This window comes from Eudoraea algarum, assembly GCF_050589645.1.
Taxonomy (GTDB): Bacteria; Bacteroidota; Bacteroidia; order Flavobacteriales; family Flavobacteriaceae; genus JBNGOQ01.
The window spans coordinates 337,628-357,151 of the sequence record NZ_JBNGOQ010000003.1 but is presented as its reverse complement, the minus strand read 5'-3'; the positions used below and the strand labels follow the sequence as shown (position 1 = coordinate 357,151).

13 protein-coding genes are annotated in these 19,524 nt (G+C 45.7%); 8 read left to right on the top strand and 5 right to left on the bottom strand.

Annotation, left to right across the window (positions count from 1 at the left end; genetic code table 11):
- The first annotated feature begins 23 nt into the window (after nucleotides 1-23).
- The 8 genes from ACRD67_RS12270 (at nucleotide 24) to ACRD67_RS12235 (ending at nucleotide 16,177) form a co-directional block, all read left to right on the top strand.
- Nucleotides 24-3,680 carry an immunoglobulin-like domain-containing protein gene (locus ACRD67_RS12270; RefSeq protein ID WP_430967444.1) on the top strand — a complete coding sequence of 1,219 codons (3,657 nt, stop codon included), beginning with the start codon at nucleotides 24-26 and terminating at the stop codon, nucleotides 3,678-3,680.
- Between the two features lie 226 nt (nucleotides 3,681-3,906).
- Complete coding sequence (locus ACRD67_RS12265; RefSeq protein WP_430967443.1) at nucleotides 3,907-5,448, top strand: sugar porter family MFS transporter; 1,542 nt, start codon at nucleotides 3,907-3,909, stop codon at nucleotides 5,446-5,448.
- Between the two features lie 42 nt (nucleotides 5,449-5,490).
- Nucleotides 5,491-8,934, top strand: a complete 3,444-nt coding sequence (locus ACRD67_RS12260; RefSeq protein ID WP_430967442.1) for a hypothetical protein — start codon at nucleotides 5,491-5,493, stop codon at nucleotides 8,932-8,934.
- Between the two features lie 77 nt (nucleotides 8,935-9,011).
- A complete protein-coding gene (locus ACRD67_RS12255; RefSeq protein WP_430967441.1) occupies nucleotides 9,012-10,751 on the top strand; it encodes a glycoside hydrolase family 3 protein in 1,740 nt (579 codons plus the stop codon).
- 74 nt (nucleotides 10,752-10,825) lie between these two features.
- Nucleotides 10,826-12,115: a glycosyl hydrolase family 17 protein gene (locus ACRD67_RS12250; RefSeq protein WP_430967440.1), complete on the top strand. Its 1,290-nt coding sequence runs from the start codon at nucleotides 10,826-10,828 to the stop codon at nucleotides 12,113-12,115.
- A gap of 50 nt (nucleotides 12,116-12,165) precedes the next feature.
- A complete protein-coding gene (locus ACRD67_RS12245; protein WP_430967439.1) occupies nucleotides 12,166-13,668 on the top strand; it encodes a glycoside hydrolase family 30 protein in 1,503 nt (500 codons plus the stop codon).
- A 12-nt stretch (nucleotides 13,669-13,680) separates the two neighbouring features.
- A complete protein-coding gene (locus ACRD67_RS12240) occupies nucleotides 13,681-15,246 on the top strand; it encodes an MFS transporter (protein ID WP_430967438.1) in 1,566 nt (521 codons plus the stop codon).
- Between the two features lie 43 nt (nucleotides 15,247-15,289).
- Nucleotides 15,290-16,177, top strand: a complete 888-nt coding sequence (locus ACRD67_RS12235; RefSeq protein ID WP_430967437.1) for a glycoside hydrolase family 17 protein — start codon at nucleotides 15,290-15,292, stop codon at nucleotides 16,175-16,177.
- Between the two features lie 52 nt (nucleotides 16,178-16,229).
- Here the strand turns inward: ACRD67_RS12235 and ACRD67_RS12230 are convergent, their stop codons facing one another.
- From ACRD67_RS12230 to ACRD67_RS12210, 5 genes are all read right to left on the bottom strand, one after another.
- Nucleotides 16,230-16,505 carry an ATP-dependent Clp protease adaptor ClpS gene (locus ACRD67_RS12230; protein WP_430967436.1) on the bottom strand — a complete coding sequence of 92 codons (276 nt, stop codon included), beginning with the start codon at nucleotides 16,503-16,505 and terminating at the stop codon, nucleotides 16,230-16,232.
- Nucleotides 16,506-16,638: 133 nt separating this feature from the next.
- Complete coding sequence (locus ACRD67_RS12225; RefSeq protein WP_430967435.1) at nucleotides 16,639-17,496, bottom strand: M57 family metalloprotease; 858 nt, start codon at nucleotides 17,494-17,496, stop codon at nucleotides 16,639-16,641.
- 110 nt (nucleotides 17,497-17,606) lie between these two features.
- Complete coding sequence (prmA, locus tag ACRD67_RS12220; protein WP_430967434.1) at nucleotides 17,607-18,446, bottom strand: 50S ribosomal protein L11 methyltransferase; 840 nt, start codon at nucleotides 18,444-18,446, stop codon at nucleotides 17,607-17,609.
- Between the two features lie 4 nt (nucleotides 18,447-18,450).
- Nucleotides 18,451-19,200 carry a triose-phosphate isomerase gene (gene tpiA / locus ACRD67_RS12215; protein WP_430967433.1) on the bottom strand — a complete coding sequence of 250 codons (750 nt, stop codon included), beginning with the start codon at nucleotides 19,198-19,200 and terminating at the stop codon, nucleotides 18,451-18,453.
- Nucleotides 19,201-19,245: 45 nt separating this feature from the next.
- Nucleotides 19,246-19,494, bottom strand: a complete 249-nt coding sequence (locus ACRD67_RS12210) for a four helix bundle protein (protein WP_430967432.1) — start codon at nucleotides 19,492-19,494, stop codon at nucleotides 19,246-19,248.
- Between the last annotated feature and the right edge of the window lie 30 nt (nucleotides 19,495-19,524).

Sequence of the window (19,524 nt, the reverse complement as noted above, 5' to 3'; positions counted from 1 at the left end):
ACTAAACTAAAACAAGAAAGACTATGAAACTATTACTTAAAAAAGCCAAGATGATTGCTACCTTGATCTTGGCCATATCCATACTGGGATGTGAAGAAGACGATTTCCTCATTCCTGATGTTGTTGCAGGCTTTACCCTAACGGTAAACGAGGACACCGGTACGGTTACCTTTATCAATATATCAGAAAAAGCGACTAGCTTCGAGTGGGATTTTGGAGATGGTACCACCTCTACCGAAATAAACCCCATAAAGACCTATGCCACGGGTAATTATACGGTAAGTTTAACAGCTTCCAACACCGCCGGAGCATCCAGCACCGTTGAGGACGATCTTGTTATCGTGGTTCCGGAACCGGTGACCTTGCCCATTACTTTTGATGAGAGCGCAGTAAACTATGACGTGAGTGTCTTTGGCGGGGCTGCCTTTGCAATTTTGGCCAATCCCGATGTATCCGGTTCAAATGACGAAGATTCGCAGGTAGGACAAATTACCAACAGTGGTGCCGAATTCGAAGGTTTCTTCTTCGATTTGGGAACATCGATAGATTTAACTGAGGACAAGACCATTAGCATGAATTTCTGGGCAGAAGCTCCAGTGGATGTTTTGATGAAGCTCGAAGAAGGTACAGGCGCCTCAGTAGAAGTAACTGCAAGCCATGGCGGCACCGGATGGGAAATACTCTCCTTTGATTTTAGCTCATCGGACAGCTTTTCCAGATTGACCTTATTTGTTGACGGCCCGGGCACCACCGCCGGCACCTTCTTTATTGATGACATTGAGCAGGCTGGAACACCACCCGTAATGAGTGGATGTACGGATACGCCTATAGCGGCTACTGCACTTCCCGTGGATTTTGAAGGCTGTGAAACCTTTCTTTCATCTGAAAACTTTGGGGATGGCATTACCTCCGACCTTGTGGAAAATCCATTCAAAACCGGCATAAACACTTCAGATTTTGTATTGCAGGTAGACAAGCCCAGTGGTTCAAGTTTCTTTGCGGGCATCCAAAATACCTTTGCCAGTAATTTTGATCTGACCACAACAGACGTATTTAAACTCAAGGTTTACAGTACCAAGGCAAACGTTGTATTCCGATTTGAGCTGGCCTTGAATCCACAGACCGTCCCGGTTACTGGAAATCCCGCTCCTGTTTTTGTGACTGTTCCAAATGCCAATGAATGGACAGAAGTTGAGTTTACCTTTACCGGTTTGCCCGGTGGGCCAACAGCCTACAACCAGCTGGTGATCAAGCCGGATAATGATATGGCCGATAGCCCGATAACCGTTGACGGAACGTACTATCTGGACGACCTTACGCTTACCGATGGCACTGGAGGTCCTGGAAGCGGTTTCGATGACGGCCTGTTAACCAACGGCGACTTTGAAAACGGGGCCGATTCATGGACCATAGGCGTTGGTACCGACCCAGCTCCGGTAGCAACCGATAGCGGCAATAGCTTTTATTCGGTAAATGTGACCGCTGCAGGAAATCCATTTGACGTCAACTTAACCCAGAAGTTGGAGATAGTACAGGATGCCACCTACACCTTGACTTTTGACGCGTGGTCAGATGTAGCCAGATCAATAGTAGCCGGAATCGGCTTGAGCGGTGGAAGTTTTGCCAATACGACGGAAACCGTAAATATCACAACAGTGAGGCAGACCTATACCCTTACCCTGACAGCGACCGGGTTTGGCGCTCCAGATGCACGGGTCTTGTTTGATTCGGGCGCGGAAATAGGTTTGGTGAACATTGATAATGTATCCTTGGTTTTAGGTACAGGGGATACGGAAGCTCCCGTGATTACCTTGAACGGTGATGCTACCGTAAACCTTAACCTTGGTGATCCCGCATACGTTGATGCGGGTGCGACAGCGACCGACAATGTGGATGGCGATATTTCCGGAAACATTACGGTCGGCGGTGATACCGTTGACACCAATGTTGCCGACACCTATACCATCACTTACAACGTAAGCGATGCAGCAGGAAATGCCGCGACCGAGGTTACAAGAACAGTTATCGTTGCTGATAATACTTTTGATGATGGTTTGTTGACCAATGGCGACTTTGAGAACGGATCCGATTCATGGACCGTAGGCGTTGGTGTTGACCCAGCTCCGGTAGTAACCGATAGCGGCAATAGCTTTTATTCGGTAGACGTGACCGTTGCGGGAAATCCATTTGACGTCAACTTAACCCAGAAGTTGGAGATAGTACAGGATGCCACCTACACCTTGACTTTTGATGCTTGGTCGGACAGGGCGAGAGGAATAGTAGCCGGAATCGGCTTGAGCGGCGGAAGTTTTGCCAATACGGCGCAAACCGTAAATATCACAACAGTGAGGCAGACCTATACCCTTACCCTGACAGCAACCGGGTTTGGCGCTCCAGATGCACGGGTCTTATTCGATTCGGGTGCGGAAGTAGGTTTGGTGAATATTGATAATGTATCCTTGGTTTTGGACAGTAGTGGAGGAGGAGATACGGAAGCTCCCGTGATTACCTTGAACGGTGATGCTACCGTAGACCTTAACCTTGGTGATCCCGCGTACGTGGATGCGGGCGCCACAGCGACCGACAATGTGGACGGTGATATTTCCGGAAGTATTGTGGTCGGAGGTGACACCGTTGACACCAATGTTGCCGGCACCTATACCATCACCTATAACGTAAGCGATGCGGCCGGAAATGCCGCTACCGAAGTCACCAGGACGGTTAACGTTGTGGATAGCACTTTTGATGACGGGCTGCTGACCAACGGCGACTTTGAGAACGGATCCGATTCATGGACCGTAGGCGTTGGTGTTGACCCAGCTCCGGTAGCAACCGATAGCGGCAATAGCTTTTATTCGGTAGACGTGACCGTTGCGGGAAATCCGTTCGACGTCAACTTAACCCAGAAGTTGGAGATTGTACAGGATGCCACCTACACCTTGACTTTTGATGCTTGGTCGGACAGGGCGAGAGGAATAGTAGCCGGAATCGGCTTGAGCGGCGGAAGTTTTGCCAATACGGCGCAAACCGTAAATATCACAACAGTGAGGCAGACCTATACCCTTACCCTGACAGCGACCGGGTTTGGCGCTCCAGATGCACGGGTCCTGTTTGATTCGGGCGCGGAAGTAGGTTTGGTGAACATTGATAATGTATCCTTGGTATTGGACAGTAGTGGAGGCGGTGGCGGCCCTGCCGGCGAGTTGGCCACCAACGGTGATTTTGAAACTGGTGATGCCACGGGTTGGGATTTATTTCAAAATGGTGGAACAGCAGCATTGGACAATACACTCAATAATGGTGGTTCCTGGTCTGGAAGAATAGCAACCGGAGGACCTAGTAATCCTGCTTTTAAACAGGAAAGAATAGGCGCTGGCACAGTGAATGCAGGAGACGTAGTTCAAATTCAGTTTGACCATATAGGATCCGTTGTGCAACCTGGGGCAGTATTTAATGTGCTCCTTTTCGGTGAAGGTGCCGCGGGTGCTTCTTTTACCCATGTCTTTAGTCCTGCTCCAACGCTCACAGGTAGTTGGACAACTTTTATAGGAACTTTTACTGTTCCCGCTGTTGATGTGAGTGAAGGCATTTCATTCCTAATAGAAGGGGTTTGTGGAGGTGATGCCGGTTGTAGTGTAACGGCCAATATAGACAATGTTTCTGTTACGCTAAACCCTTAGATACTAATGAAACTGACCAATAGTACGGATTCATCTTTGCTATTGGTTAGTAATTATAGCTATGGACGGGTAAAGAATACAAACTATGGATTAGAAGAGCATAATAACCATTACTATAGAAAGCTGCTTTTAACCGAATAGGTCGAGCTTGTGATGCTCGGCCTATTCAACCATAGTTTAAAAAAAGATTTCAATTCAAAATACAGAATCTCTTAAAAAGCGCAACATGGAACCGCAAGATCAGGTCGTAAAAATGAATAAGTCGTACACCATACTTATAAGTCTGATAGTGGCCCTTGGTGGCTTTTTGCTGGGTTTTGACAGTGCGGTAATCTCCGGAGCCATAAAAGGGATCACCACCTATTTTGAAATGACCGATGCCATGCTCGGTTTTGCCGTGGGCTGTGTCATTTTTGGGGCCATGGCCGGTAATTTGATGGCCGGACCCTTGGCGGATACCTTTGGGAGGAAACAGGTATTGATCGTGGTCGCCGCCCTTTTTGCCATCTCGGCAAGCTGGTCGGCCCTGGCTACGGGATATACAGAATTCATTATTGCCCGGATCATTGGAGGTATCGGCATCGGGGGCGCCATACTGATAGCCCCCATATACATTGCCGAGATTGCTCCGCCCAAACTTAGGGGAAGTTTGGTTTCCTTCAATCAGTTAAATATTGTAATTGGAATCTCTGTAGCGTATTTCTCCAATTACTTTTTGGTGAACTATGGGGATGAGAGTTGGCGATGGATGCTTGGTGTGGAGGCCATACCGGCAATCATCTACTTTTTGTCCCTGTTTACCGTTCCAAGGAGCCCCAGATGGTTGATTTTTAAACTCAACAAGGTGAAACTGGCCCGTAAGATACTACAGAAAATAGGCGGCGAGGAATATGCGGAAATTACAGTGGCCGAGATTCAGCGAGGGCTGGCAAGGAAAGAGAAAAAGGGACGCTTAGCGGACCTTTTCAAGAGCAAGTACGCCACCATTATGATCATTGCCCTGGGCATCGCCTTCTTTCAGCAGATCACAGGTATCAACGCGATATTTTACTACGCCCCTACCATTTTTGAGCAAGCCGGAGGCAGTACGGATTCATCCTTCCTGCAGGCCATTGTAGTTGGGCTCACCAATCTGGTCTTTACCCTGGTAGCCATCTGGCTGATCGACAGACTGGGGCGTAAACCCCTATTGTTGATCGGAACGAGCTTTATGACCATAGCTCTGGTCATGGCCGCGATGGCCTTTAATAGTGCCACCTATGACTTTAATGACAACTCCTTGAGGAAAGTGGACGATATTCAAATTCAAAGGGCCCTGGCCGATTTTAATGGCAAATCATTCTATAGTCAGGCAGAATTGTTCGAAGGGGTCAAGGACAAACTCAACGACGAACTGTTCTTGGATTTCAAACGTAATGAAATCACCAATTTTATCAATATTAATGCTACATTGGTCTTAGTAGCCATATTATTGTATGTGGCCGCTTTTGCCATTTCGCTCGGACCGGTGATGTGGACGCTGATTTCAGAGGTTTTTCCGAGCAAGATAAAGGGTATAGCCATATCGGTAGTGGGCTTTTTCAATTCTCTGGTGAGCTTTTCGGTTACCCAGGTTTTTCCATGGGAATTGACCAATTTGGGGCCAACCCTCACGTTCGCTATTTATGCACTACTATCCTTGTGTGCCCTGCTTTTTGTATATCGGTTTGTAATCGAAACCAAAGGGAAAACATTGGAACAGGTAGAGGAATCATTGATACGATCATAAGCAAAAAGTACAACGACCAACATAATCCGTGAATGAATATCAATGCAAGACGTTAAGACAACAGATACCACAGAAATAGAGCAAATACAAATAGGGAACGAAAACTATTTTAAGATTTCGGACAGTGATGCCTTACGTCCTTTCTTTATGAGTATTGTGAGCGATTCCGACCACTGGATGTTCATTTCCAGCAATGGAGGACTGAGCGCCGGAAGAAAAAATGCCGAGTACGCGTTGTTTCCGTATTACACGGATGATAAGATTACCGAATCCGCAGAAGTAACAGGAAGCAAATCCATATTTATGGTATATACGGATGGCAAATCGCATCTGTGGGAGCCCTTCTCGGACCGCTATGATGGTATGTACAGGGTTAGTAGGAACCTGTACAAAAACGTGTATGGCAACAAAGTCCTCTTCGAAGAAATAAATCACGACTTGGAACTGACCTTTAGATATCAATGGAATTCGAGCGACACTTACGGTTTTGTCCGGAAGTCCACATTGATCAATAACGCGCGGGAAGAAGTCAACCTATCCGTATTGGACGGAATCCAGAATATTTTACCCTACGGGGTGGGCAGTGATCTACAAAATAAATCGAGCAACTTGGTCGATGCCTATAAACGAGCCGAACTCATAAAGGACTCCGGTCTTGGAATCTATGCCCTTAGTGCCATCATTGTGGATAAGGCCGAGCCGAGCGAAGCCCTGAAAGCCAACATTGCATGGTCCCTAGGGTTAGACAGTCCAAGCTATCTGCTATCATCCCTACAGCTAAAACATTTTAGAAAGCGAATCCCAATTCGGGAGGAAATTGATGTCAAGGCAGAAAAGGGAGCCTATTTCATCCATACGGAACTACAGTTAGCCGCCAAGACGGAGCAAGAATGGATGATTATAGCCAACCTCAACCAAAATCATGCTGCCATAGCCAGTATTTCGGAGGCCATAAAAAAAGAAAAACAGTTGTATCAAAAAGTACAGCAGGATATCGCCTTGGGCACGGAACGCTTAATCGGCTTAACCGCCGCCTCCGACGGATTACAACTGACCACCGATACGCTTAGAGACACCCGGCATTTCTCGAATACCCTGTTCAATATCATGCGTGGTGGAATTTTTGATGATAGCTATCAAATTGAAAAATGGGATTTTAGCAATTACTTGAAAAAAGCGAATAAAACCGTCTTCAAAAAGGCTATAAACACAATCAAAGCATTGCCAGACACCTTTTCGCTCTCCAAACTAAAGGAGATGGCTCATCAAAGCGAGGATAAGAATTTTAGTAGATTATGCCTGGAATACATGCCCTTAAAGTTCAGCAGAAGGCATGGAGATCCGAGCAGACCGTGGAATAGATTCTCCATCAACACCCGAAATGAACTTGATGGTTCCAAGATTCTGGACTACGAAGGTAACTGGAGGGATATTTTCCAAAATTGGGAGGCTTTGGCCCATTCTTATCCGGAGTTCATCGAAAGTATGATCCACAAATTCCTGAACGCCACCACCTTTGACGGGTACAATCCCTACCGGGTGACCAAGGGCGGTTTTGATTGGGAAACCATTGAACCGGACGATCCTTGGTCGTACATTGGCTATTGGGGAGACCATCAGATTATCTATTTATTGAAATTTCTGGAATTCATACAAAATCACCATCCGGGTGCCCTGGAAAGCTATTTCGACCAAGATCTCTTTGTCTATGCCAACGTGCCTTACAAGATCAAAAGCCATGAGGCTATTTTAGAACACCCTAAGGACACTATCGATTTTGACCATGCCCTGGACGACGAAATACGCCAAAAAAGACAGGAAATCGGTGCGGACGGTGCTTTGTTACTGGATGAAAATGGAGCAATCCATCAGGTAAACCTCATCGAAAAACTATTGGCCACCGTCCTGTCCAAGCTATCCAACTTCATTCCCGAAGGCGGTATTTGGATGAACACCCAACGGCCAGAATGGAACGATGCAAACAATGCCTTGGTAGGTAATGGTGTTTCCATGGTAACGCTCTATTATTTAAGACGTTTTCTAAAATTTTTTAACGGAGTATTGTCGACTTCCGAAACAAAGGAAGTAGCAATATCGCTGGAATTGGCGAACTTTTTGAATCGCATTACGACCACTTTTGACCAGTATCAAAAGCTGTTGTCCGCCAAAATTAACGATAGGGACCGCATGCACATCTTGGACGGTCTTGGTCAAGCGGGCAGTGATTTTAGATCGCGCATTTATACAAAGGCGTTCTCCGGCCAAAAGAAATCCATAACCTTGGACGGGCTAAGCCAATTCGTTAACCTGGGCCTTCAGTATTTGGAACATGCCATAAAAGCAAACAAAAGAAAGGACGGTCTCTATCATGCCTACAACCTGATGACCGTTGAAAATAAGGAAGAGGTCTCCATTTCCAATTTGAGCGAAATGTTGGAAGGTCAGGTGGCCGTGTTAAGCTCTGGTCATCTCTCATCGACCGAGGCATTGGAAGTCCTGGACGCTTTGAAGCGCAGTAAACTGTTTCGGGAAGATCAATACAGCTACTTGCTTTATCCTAATAAGGATTTGCCGGTATTCACGGAAAAAAATACCATCCCAAAAGAAAAGGTCAACACTTCGGAATTGCTGAAAAGCATGGTGGATATGGGCGACACCCGGATTATTGAAAAGGACATCAACGATATCTATCATTTCAACGGAGATTTTAAAAATGCCACTGACCTGGAAATAGCGTTGAACAGCCTTGCAACATCCGAATATGCCCCACTTCTTGAAACCGATAAGGGCTTGGTGCTTCAGGTTTTTGAGGATGTTTTCAATCATAAGGCCTTTACGGGCAGGTCAGGAACCTTTTTTGGTTACGAGGGTCTTGGCTCGATCTATTGGCATATGGTCTCCAAGCTGCAACTGGCCGTACAGGAATGTTGTCTAAAGGCAGTTCGCAACAATGAAAGTGATGGGGTTGTGGGTAGTCTTTTGGAGCACTACTACGAAATAAACGAGGGCATCGGCGTACATAAACCGCCTTCACTCTACGGAGCGTTCCCAACCGATCCCTATTCACATACCCCCGCGGGGAAAGGCGCCCAGCAACCCGGTATGACCGGTCAGGTGAAGGAGGATATCTTAAGTCGGTTTGGAGAACTGGGAATCTTTGTCAAAGACGGCAAACTTTGCTTTGAGCCCTGCCTGTTGAGAAAGAATGAGTTTTTGGACCAAGCCAAGGTCTTCAACTATGTAGATGTGAGATCCGCGCAACGGGAACTTCGGTTAACCGCTGGTTCACTTTGCTTTACGTATTGCCAAGTGCCTATAATCTATAAGCTTGCCGACACGGAACGTTTGGAGATCGTGTATAGGAACAACAGCTCAGCACAATTTGAAAGCTTGCATTTGGACCAAAGCACAAGCAAGGAAGTTTTTGAAAGAACAGGTGAAATCCTGCAGATTATTGTTAACCTTAGAGAAGCAGATTTGAGATGAATCCAAGCCAGTCACAACTAGTCGTTCTGCTACTAATTGTTAGTACTTGCTTCCTTTCATCCTGTAAAGAACAAAAGATGAACAAAGAAAACAGCGCAGCTCTTAAAATAGAACAGAAAATAGACTCGTTGTTGGCATTGATGACCTTGGAAGAGAAAATTGGTCAAATGTCTCAGGCACGGCATTTTGATGATATATCGGAAGAGGATATTGCCACCAAATTTATTGGGTCGGTCATCCATACCCAAGGCCCATTGCCCGGAAAAGATGCCCTGGAATGGCAAGCAAAATTTACCAGCTTACAAAAAAAGGCCCTATCGACCCGATTGGGCATTCCCTTGCTTTTTGGAGTAGATGCGGTGCATGGGCAAAATACCTACGAAGGGGCCACCATGTTTCCCCACAATATCGGTCTTGGGGCTTCTCAAAATGCCGAATTGGTAGCGCAGGCCGCTGCAATAACGGCCTTGGAAGCCCAGGCTACGGGTTTTAACTGGGTCTTCTCACCTTGTGTGGCCATACCGTACAACGAAAAATGGGGAAGGGTGTATGAAGCCTTTTCCGAAAGCACGGAATTGACCGAAAAAATGACGGCGGCTTCCATCAGGGGGCATCAGGGAAATCTATCGGACCGACATACCGTAATGGCAACTGCCAAGCATTTTATCGGGGATGGCTCCACAAATTTTGGGGAAGAAGGCGGTGAGACCACTCTAAGTCCCCAACAGATTGAAGAACGTTTGCTCCCCCCGTATAAAGCTGCCATCAAGGAGGGTGTTGGGTCCATAATGGCATCCTTCAATACCATATCGGATAAAGCCATGCACGCCAATAAGGAATTGATAACCGATTTGCTAAAAAACACCCTGAAGTTCGATGGCATAATGGTATCGGACTGGAAAGGGTATTCCAGGTTCGGCGAATCCGATATCATAAATGCGGGAATTGACATGGTTATGGCCGTAGACGGTGATTTGGACCCGTTTCAGGAAGGACTGCGGAAATCTGTGGAAGACGGCTCCGTATCACAAGATAGGATCGATGATGCGGTACGCCGGATATTGCGCCAAAAATATAGGTTGAACCTCTTTGAAAACCCCTTCCCAGACTCCAATCTCATCAATAAGATAGGGGCACAGGCCCATAGGGACGTAGCCCGCCAAAGTGTACGTGAATCCTTGGTACTGCTTAAAAACGATAATCATACACTCCCGTTGGACAAGAAAACTCCAAAGATTGTAGTGGTTGGCGAACATGCCCATAGTACCGGTCTGCAATCCGGTGGATGGACCATAAACTGGCAGGGGACCCTGGAAAACTATGCCGGAGCGACCTCTATTCTAGAGGGAATCGAAAAACTGGCACAGGGCGAAGTGGTTTACGATAGGCATGCGACCGCAACTCCCGATGGCGCGGATGTGGCCATCATCGTTGTGGGAGAAGTACCATATGCCGAGTTTTTCGGTGATATTGGCCATGAATCCAATGAACTGACCTTGACGCTGACCCAGGAACACCAAAACTATATAAGTACCTATGCCGCCAAGGGCATCCCTACCGTGGTACTGCTTATCTCTGGTCGTCCCTTGGTGGTCACTGAACAAATTGAACAATCAAAGGCTTTTGTAGCAGCTTGGTTGCCGGGTTCGGAGGGAGATGGCATAGCAGAGGTATTATTCGGGGACTATGATTTTAAGGGAAAGCTACCACATTCATGGCCAAAATCCCTAGCGGATGTAAGGGGGACATACGGTCCCAACTTTTGGGATAATACCATACGTCCGTTGTTTCGATTCGGGTATGGTTTAAATTATTGATATTATTTAAAAAACACTGTAAATGAAGCGTGAAAATTCGCAATGCGTAATTCGAAAAGCCAAACAACAATACTATGAAATCAATACTAAAAATTCTCCTTGCCGCAGGAATGGTAGCCATGCCCAACCATTCGTGTAAGGAGAAAAAGAACAAGGAAGAAGAAACCCAAATACAAAAAGAAGTGACAGCTAAAACTATTTTAGGCAATCCGGATTATTTGGCCATATCCTATGGCGGATATAGAGAGACCACACGTGAGGTGCAACCTTCCCTGGCCGAACTCAAAGAGGATATGAAAATCCTCGCTGCCATGGGCATCAAAATAGTGCGAACTTACAATGTTCAATTGCAACAGGTTCCCAATTTGCTGAGGGCCATACGGGAGTTGAAGGAAGAAGACCCCCATTTTGAAATGTACGTAATGTTGGGTGCATGGATCGATTGTAAAAATGCATGGACCGATCTGGAACCCGACCACGAGGTGGAGAGCGAACAAAACGAAGGTGAAATTGCCCGGGCGGTAGCCTTGGCAAATGAATATCCGGATATCGTAAAGATCATCGCCGTGGGCAATGAAGCCATGATAAAGTGGGCCACCAGTTACTACGTGCAACCTTGGGTCATCCTTAAATGGGTGAACCACCTCCAGGAACTGAAGAAAAATGATGGGTTGCCCAAGGACCTATGGATTACCTGTTCCGACGATTTTGCCTCCTGGGGGGGCGGCGATGCAGCATACCATACCGAAGATCTTGAAAAATTGGTGCATGCGGTGGACTACATTTCCATGCATACCTATGCCTATCACAATTCCCATTACAATCCAGAGTTTTGGGGCGTTCCCGAGGAGGAGGAACAACTTTCCGACATTGAAAAAATAGGTGCGGCCATGCTGCGCGCCAAGACCTTCGCCATGGCACAGTACGATTCTGTATCGGGTTATATAAAAAGTCTTGGTGTGGAGAAACCCATACACATAGGTGAAACCGGATGGGCCACAGTTTCGAACGGGCATTACGGACCTACTGGCTCCAAGGCAACGGATGAATACAAAGAGGCCCTGTACCACAAACATCTAAGGGAATGGACCAATGATGTCGGCATCTCTTGTTTCTATTTTGAAGCCTTCGATGAAAAATGGAAGGATGCGCACAATGCCAAAGGTTCCGAGAACCATTTTGGCTTGTTTACCATAGATGGGCAGGCCAAATATGCACTTTGGGAATTGGTGGACCAGGGAATTTTCAAAGGCTTGACACGGAACGGGAATCCCATAACAAAAACCTATGATGGGGACACGGCCACCTTAATGGAAGGTGTTTTGGTACCCCCTCTTAAGAACGAACAAGCGGTGACCCAATGACCAAGACACCAGGAGAGTTTTCATAGCCCCAACGGAAAAAAATTAGAACAATGGACCGATTCAACAAATTTAACTTTATATTGATAGTTGCCGTGATGTTAAGTGCTTGTAGCGAAAAAAAGTTGGACGTCGAAGTTTATGAAACTTCGGCAGCGGGAAATAAGTTAAGCCCCGTTACCGAATTTCCCGAGGAAACGGGTAAATCGAAAATTACATTGTTACCGGAGCAAAAATTCCAGACCATTACCGGATTTGGCGGCTCCTTTACGGAAGCCTCGGCATATCTGTTGAACCAATTGGGTGGGGAGAACCGCAAAAAGATCATTGAGGCCTACTTCGGTGATAGCGGGGCCAGATACTCCCTTACACGAACCCATATGAATTCCTGCGACTTTTCGCTGAGCAATTATTCTTATGCCCCAGTTGCAGGAGATAAGGAACTTGAACATTTCAGCATTGAAGAAGATCGTGATGATATTATCTTTTTTATTCGAGAAGCCATGGTAGCCTCCCGGGAGGGTTTCAAAATCCTGGCATCGCCATGGACCGCGCCACCGTGGATGAAGGATAATAATGATTGGAGGGGTGGCAAGCTGTTGCCCGAATATTACGATACCTGGGCCTTGTTTTTCTCGAAATACATAGACGCCTATAAGGCCGAGGGTATAGACATATGGGGTTTTACGGTTGAAAATGAGCCTTTGGGCAATAACAACAACTGGGAAAGTATGCATTATACCCCCCAGGAGATGGCCAATTTTGTACAGCATCATCTAGGCCCAAAGCTGGCATCGGACGGGCATGAGGTTAAAATACTCGGCTATGATCAAAACCGTGGGGATGAGCTAAACGAATGGGTCAAGGTTATGTTTCAGGACGAAGCGTCCTCCAAATACTTTGATGGTACTGCCATACATTGGTATGCCAGCACCTTTGATTGGTTCCCGGAATCGCTACAGTTTGCGCATAATGCCGCTCCCACAAAACACCTGATACAGTCCGAAGCCTGCGTGGATGCCGAAGTGCCCAAATGGAATGATGATGCCTGGTATTGGTCTAAAGAAGCAACGGATTGGGGCTGGGATTGGGCACCGGAACATGAAAAACACTTGCACCCCAAATATGCACCGGTCTACCGCTATGCACGAGACATTATTGGTTGCCTAAACAATTGGGTAGACGGCTGGGTAGACTGGAATATGGTCCTGGATAGACAGGGCGGGCCCAATTGGTTTAAAAATTGGTGTGTGGCACCGGTCATTGTCGACCCAGAAAAAGATGAAGTATACTTTACCCCCATATACTATACTTTAACCCATTTTAGTAAATACATAAGACCTGGTGCTGTGCGCATAGGGTTTGAAAACTCGGATGACTCCTTAATGGCTACTGCGGTCAAAAATCCAGACGAATCCATTGTTGTAGTGCTTTTAAACCAGGATCTGGAAGCAAAGAATTTTGAACTCATTTTGGGAGAAAGCACTCAGCGAATATCCATAGGTGCACAAGCAATACAAACTGTGGTGATAAAAAAACCAACGAATACTAACTAAAACACGATCATTATGTCAAATGTAAAAACCACCAGAAAAGATAGAGTCCCTGTTGGGCAAAAAGCAGCCTTTGGAGCAGGTCATTTTATACTGAATATCTTACCTGGCACGCTAGGTGTTTTTATTCAGTTCTTCTTACTTACAGCTTGGGGAGTTGACCCGTTATGGGCCGGACTTTTAGGAGGTTTGCCAAGAATATTTGACGCCATAACGGACCCGATAATGGGTTTTATTTCCGACAATACAAAGTCGCAATGGGGACGAAGAAGACCCTACATTTTTTTAGGAGCTATCATTAGCGGTATACTCTTCTTTTTAATGTGGCAGTTGGATGACAATGCCTCACAATCATACATTATCTGGCATGTCATGATTGTACAAATCCTGTTCCTTGTTGGAAACACCATGTTCGCAACACCATTGGTAGGTTTGGGCTATGAAATGACGTCTGATTATAATGAAAGAACGCGATTGATGAGTTTTGCCAACAGTATGGGGCAAATTGCTTGGATGATCGTGCCTTGGTTGTATGTAATTATTCCGGACTCAAACACATTTAATACGCAAACGGAAGGTGTTCGTACCATGGCCCTTATTGTAGGTGCCATGTGCGTTGTATTTGGAATTCTTCCAGCCTTGTTTTGTAGAGGAATTGATTCCGCAAATATGGAGAACCGAAAGGAAATTAATTTTAGAACACTTGCTTCCAACATGAAAGAATTGTTTGTTGGTATTGTTCAAGTTTCTAAAAACAAGCCTTTTATGAAACTTTGTGCCGCCACGTTTTTAGTTTTTAATGGATTTCAACTGGTAGCGGCATTCGGTGTTTTCATCATTGTATTTTATATGTACAACGGTAGTTATGAACTAGCCGGTACGTGGCCTGCGTGGTTTAACACAATCAATGCCATGATCACCGCCTTTTTAGTGATACCTATTATTTCAAGAATGGCGAATAAATGGGGAAAAAGAAAGGCTTTTATAATATCCACAGCTTTATCAGTTGTTGGCTATCTTCTAAAATGGTGGGGGTTTGATAAAGAACTGAACAATGAGTTCAATCAAACTGGATTCGGGAAAGGACTAAACTCAGCGGTAGGTTCGCTCTTCGAGTCGTTAAACCCCGTATTGGATAACATTGGAATGTCATGGTTTAGCATAGACCCCGGCAGTGAAATTCCATGGCTTATCTTCGTCCCAATTCCGTTATTTGCCTTCGGAATGGGTGGGTTATTTACATTGATGATGTCCATGACCGCCGATGTTTGCGATCTGGATGAGTTAAATAACGGCATGCCTAGAAAAGAGGGTACTTTTGGCGCTATTTACTGGTGGATGGTTAAATTGGGCCAAGCTATTGCACTTGTTTTAGGCGGATTAATATTGAAAATCGTTGGATTTGACCCGAATGTCGCTGAGCAAACATTGGATACAATGAACAGACTTAGAGTTGCCGATATCATAATTCCATCGCTTACCGCAGCACTTGCCATATGGGTGATGTGGAAGTATAGCCTTAGCGAAAAGAGAGCCAAGGAAATTAAAGCCGAATTAGTCGAGCGAAGAGGTGAACTTTAACCTAAATTTGAATAAACCTAATAGTACAATTTAAACGAACACTATGTCGTCAAATAGAAAAGAAAAATTTTTGGCGTTGGCCGCTTTGGACTACGCGGGTAAGACCACAAAAGAACTAAAAAGTCTCTGCAAACAAGTCTTGGAAGAAGGCATGCACGGTCTCTGTTTTAGTCCCTATACAGAGGGGCAGAAGCCAGGAGACCAAATTTCGGAAGACCAAATACGCAGAAGAATGGAAATCATTGCGCCCTACACCAAGTGGATCCGTTCTTTTTCCTGTACGGAGGGAAACGAAGCCATTCCCCGTATCGCTAGGGAATTCGGTATCAAAACGTTGGTGGGAGCATGGTTGGGCGACGACCCAAAGATCAATAAAAAAGAAGTGGAAAACCTTATTCACTTGGCCAATGAAGGTTATGTGGATATAGCCGCAGTAGGGAATGAAGTTATGCTACGGGGCGATCTAACAGAAGATGAACTATTGGGTTTTATGCAGCAAGTTAAGGAGGCCGTTCCAGACATCCCGGTGGGTTATGTGGATGCCTACTACGAGTTTACGGAACGACCCAGGATAACCGAGGCTTGTGATGTTGTTTTAGCCAATTGTTATCCCTTTTGGGAAGGCTGTGACCTGGATTATTCCCTACTGTATATGAAAGATATGTTTCAAAGAGCGCTCAAAGCCGGTAATGGGAAGAAAGTCATCATTTCGGAAACAGGTTGGCCCAGTCAAGGGACAAGTCTGGAAGGTGCCTTCCCGTCCTACGAAAACGCCTTGAAATATTTTATGAACACAATAAAATGGTCAGAGGAAGATAATATCGAAGTATTCTACTTTTCATCCTTTGACGAATCGTGGAAAGTAGGGGCAGAAGGCGATGTTGGGGCGTATTGGGGGCTTTGGGATAAGGACGAACAAGTGAAATTTTAAACAAAAAGTTCCCTAGGACTACCCGATTTGTTTCCAAACGTAATCCGGGAAATTAGACAATTTCGGCGCTCAGTCCAGCTTGTAACAATCTACTGCAGCGCGGTTTTAAATCATCGTACTCACCTGTCTTAACGGTACACTTGCCGTTGTAATGTACAATGAGCGAACATTGTTCTGCCTGTTCCGGGGTGTGCTCGCAGACATCCACCAAGGTCTCAATAACGTGCTCAAAGGTATTTACATCGTCATTGAACAGGACAATTTCGTTCTGCTTTAGGGTCTCTTCTTCTAAAAGCAGCTCTTCAGAAAGTTTTTCCTTAGTGCCCATAGACAAGATATTTTGTACTAATATAACAATTTTTAAATACTAAAAAAGCCAAAAAAAACGAGTGTGCTGCACAAAAAAGTGCCCTTTAAGGGCACTTTTACAGTATTGTAAACAAACTCCAGGGGTACTTATCTCAGTAGAGAAAATTGAGTGAAATGATATCGTTGTTGTTAAATTCCCCATCCTCACTACTGCTAAAACAGGCCAACATCAAAGAGGTGGGGTCATAGCCATCTGGGGTGCCGGGAATGGGGTTGGCACCGATACTACCCACGCCTTCGTTGATATTTTCCCCACAGCTTTGGCGACTAAACCAGTCTGTATGCCTAAAGCCCACAGAATGTCCGATCTCATGGGTAATAACATGTTCGTTCACATTCGTGGAGAAAGCATCCAACCCAAAGATCTGAACAAACTTATTGGGATTGCCACCGCTGGGAAAACCAGCAGATCCTCCACTACCAGAACGGTTGGGGTTATGGTATACCACCATATCCCTAGGTTGAAAATTGGTGCCGAAGGACAGCGAAAAATTGATGCTCAGGTTTAAATTGTTGTAATTGTTCACGGCCCACTGCAGTGCCGTGCGCTCCTTGTTGGAGAGCCCAAAACCTTCTCCTCCGGTATATCCTATGATCGTGAGGGTCCTAGGACTTACCAGATTGTTGGTGTAGTAATTTTTATCGGTGGTCTCCAATTGCTCCATGCTTTCCAGTTGGGCCTGGGTGAAGGTGATATCGTCCTCAATCAGATACCGCTGTTCCACACTGCCATCGGGTAGGTGAAAGTCGATAACCTCAATTTCCCCGGCATTGTAAAAATTCCGCTTCAACAAGCTTACCACCTTGTCCGTTATTTCCAAGGGAGCTGCCTGCTCTGCAGGTTCTTCCGCAATCTGGGGTTCGGTTACATCCGGTTCGTTATCCTTTTGGCAGGATATTAAAAAAAGTAAAAAAATACTGAAAAGTAAGGGGGATTTTAAATTCTTCATGGTACATAAGGTGTTTAGGTTAAAATAAATTTTGAAATTTGAGGAATTTACTTACAATACTTACCTTATGTACGGGGGAAGCTATGGGTCCAGATGTTAAATTTTAAGTTTTATTTAAGAACGTTGAAGTGCAGTGCCACCCAGTTATTTTTTTGCAACCGACTCTTAAGCATCATGCCTGCTTCGGTGCATTTTTTAGCAATCGGGGAAACGTCCTCCGTATAAAAACCACTTAAAAAAAGACTGCCCGAAGGACGGAGACAAGCCACATAGGTGGGAATGTCCGCCAATAATATATTTCTGTTGATGTTAGCCAGAATGGTATCGTAGGTCCGCTTTCCCAAAAGGGTGGCATCGCCCTCATACACCTTGATGTGGCCACAGTTGTTCCGCCTTATATTCTCCAGGGCATTCACATAGCACCAATGGTCTATATCCATGGCATCTACTGTGGTTGCACCCTTCATGGCGGCAAGAATGGCCAATACGCCGGTACCGCTACCCATGTCCAGAACAGATTTTCCCTTAAAATCGTTGTGCAACATATGGGTGATCATAAGATGGGTGGTCTCATGGTGGCCTGTGCCAAAACTCATTTTTGGCTCTATGACAATATCGTACTGTACTTGGGGTTTTTCATGAAAAGGGGCACGGACCACACAGTCATCGCCCACTTGGATAGGGTCAAAACTCGCTTCCCAAACCGCATTCCAGTTTTGCTGTGCTATTTCCTTAGCGCTGTAGCCAATATCAAAACTAGAACCATGTAGCACCCTGAGGTTCTGCACCATGGACTCCCTCCAATCGGCCTTCTTAATATAGGCCAGGACACCATCCTCGGTTTCCACAAAACTTTCAAATCCCGCCTCGCCCAATTCCGCTATGAGAATATCGGTTCCCGGCTGCACCGGGTTTACCGTAAAGCGATATTCTAAATAGCTATTTTCCATGGGGTTAAATGGCCTTGATAATCGCCACAAAATCGTCCGCCACCAGAGAAGCACCTCCTATCAGCCCTCCGTCCACATCCGGTTTGGAAAAAATCTCCTCGGCATTTGAAGGCTTTACGCTACCACCGTACAACACGGAAACCTGGTTGGCTATGGCCGTATCGTAGGCCTCGGCAATCGTCTTACGGATAAAGGCGTGCATTTCCTGCGCCTGTTCCGGGGAAGCGGTCTCTCCCGTCCCTATGGCCCAGACCGGCTCGTAGGCCAATATAATATTGCCCCAAGCCGAGGATGGCAGGTCAAAGAGTGCGTTCTTAAGCTGCGCTTCCACCACGGAGAAATGATTGCCCGATTTTCGATCTTCCAGTTCTTCCCCAAAGCAGAACATGACGCGCATATTTTTCTCCAAGGCAGTACCCACCTTTTTCGCGAGGATTTCATCGTCCTCCCCAAAATAGGCCCGGCGTTCGGAATGTCCTAGAATAACCGTATCTATCCTGATATGTATCAGCATATCAGCAGAAATTTCCCCGGTATACGCACCACTATCCGCAAAATGCATATTCTGTGCAATGACCTGAATGGCAGAGCCTTCCAGCGTACGAATGGCCCCACTGAGGTTTACATAGGTGGGTGCCACCATGACCTCGGCCTCGGTGTCCGGAAGTTTGGCCGCAAGTTCCGTTAACAGTGCTTCCGTCTCCGCCAGATTTTTGTTCATTTTCCAGTTCCCTGCAACTATTTTACTTCTCATGATGTTGTTATGTTTGGTGTTTAGTGTTATTTCCTAGGTGGAATGTTATCTGAATTTTTGGCCCTTTATCTCCGAGTTGCGAAGATAGTTCATAAAAGCTCCTAGTTTATTTATTTCAAATTCGATTAGCTCAATGCCTTTTTTGAACGCTTCATTTGCGATCAGGTTCTTATCATAGCATCTGTACAGCTGTGATTTAAACTCGGTGCAAGATTCCTTCGAATAACTTATGAAATTATTGAATTCCTTATTTTCCCCCTCTCCCAAATCCTCAATCCTATCTACTCTCGCCATATTTCAAATTAACCACAAACTCCAAACAGT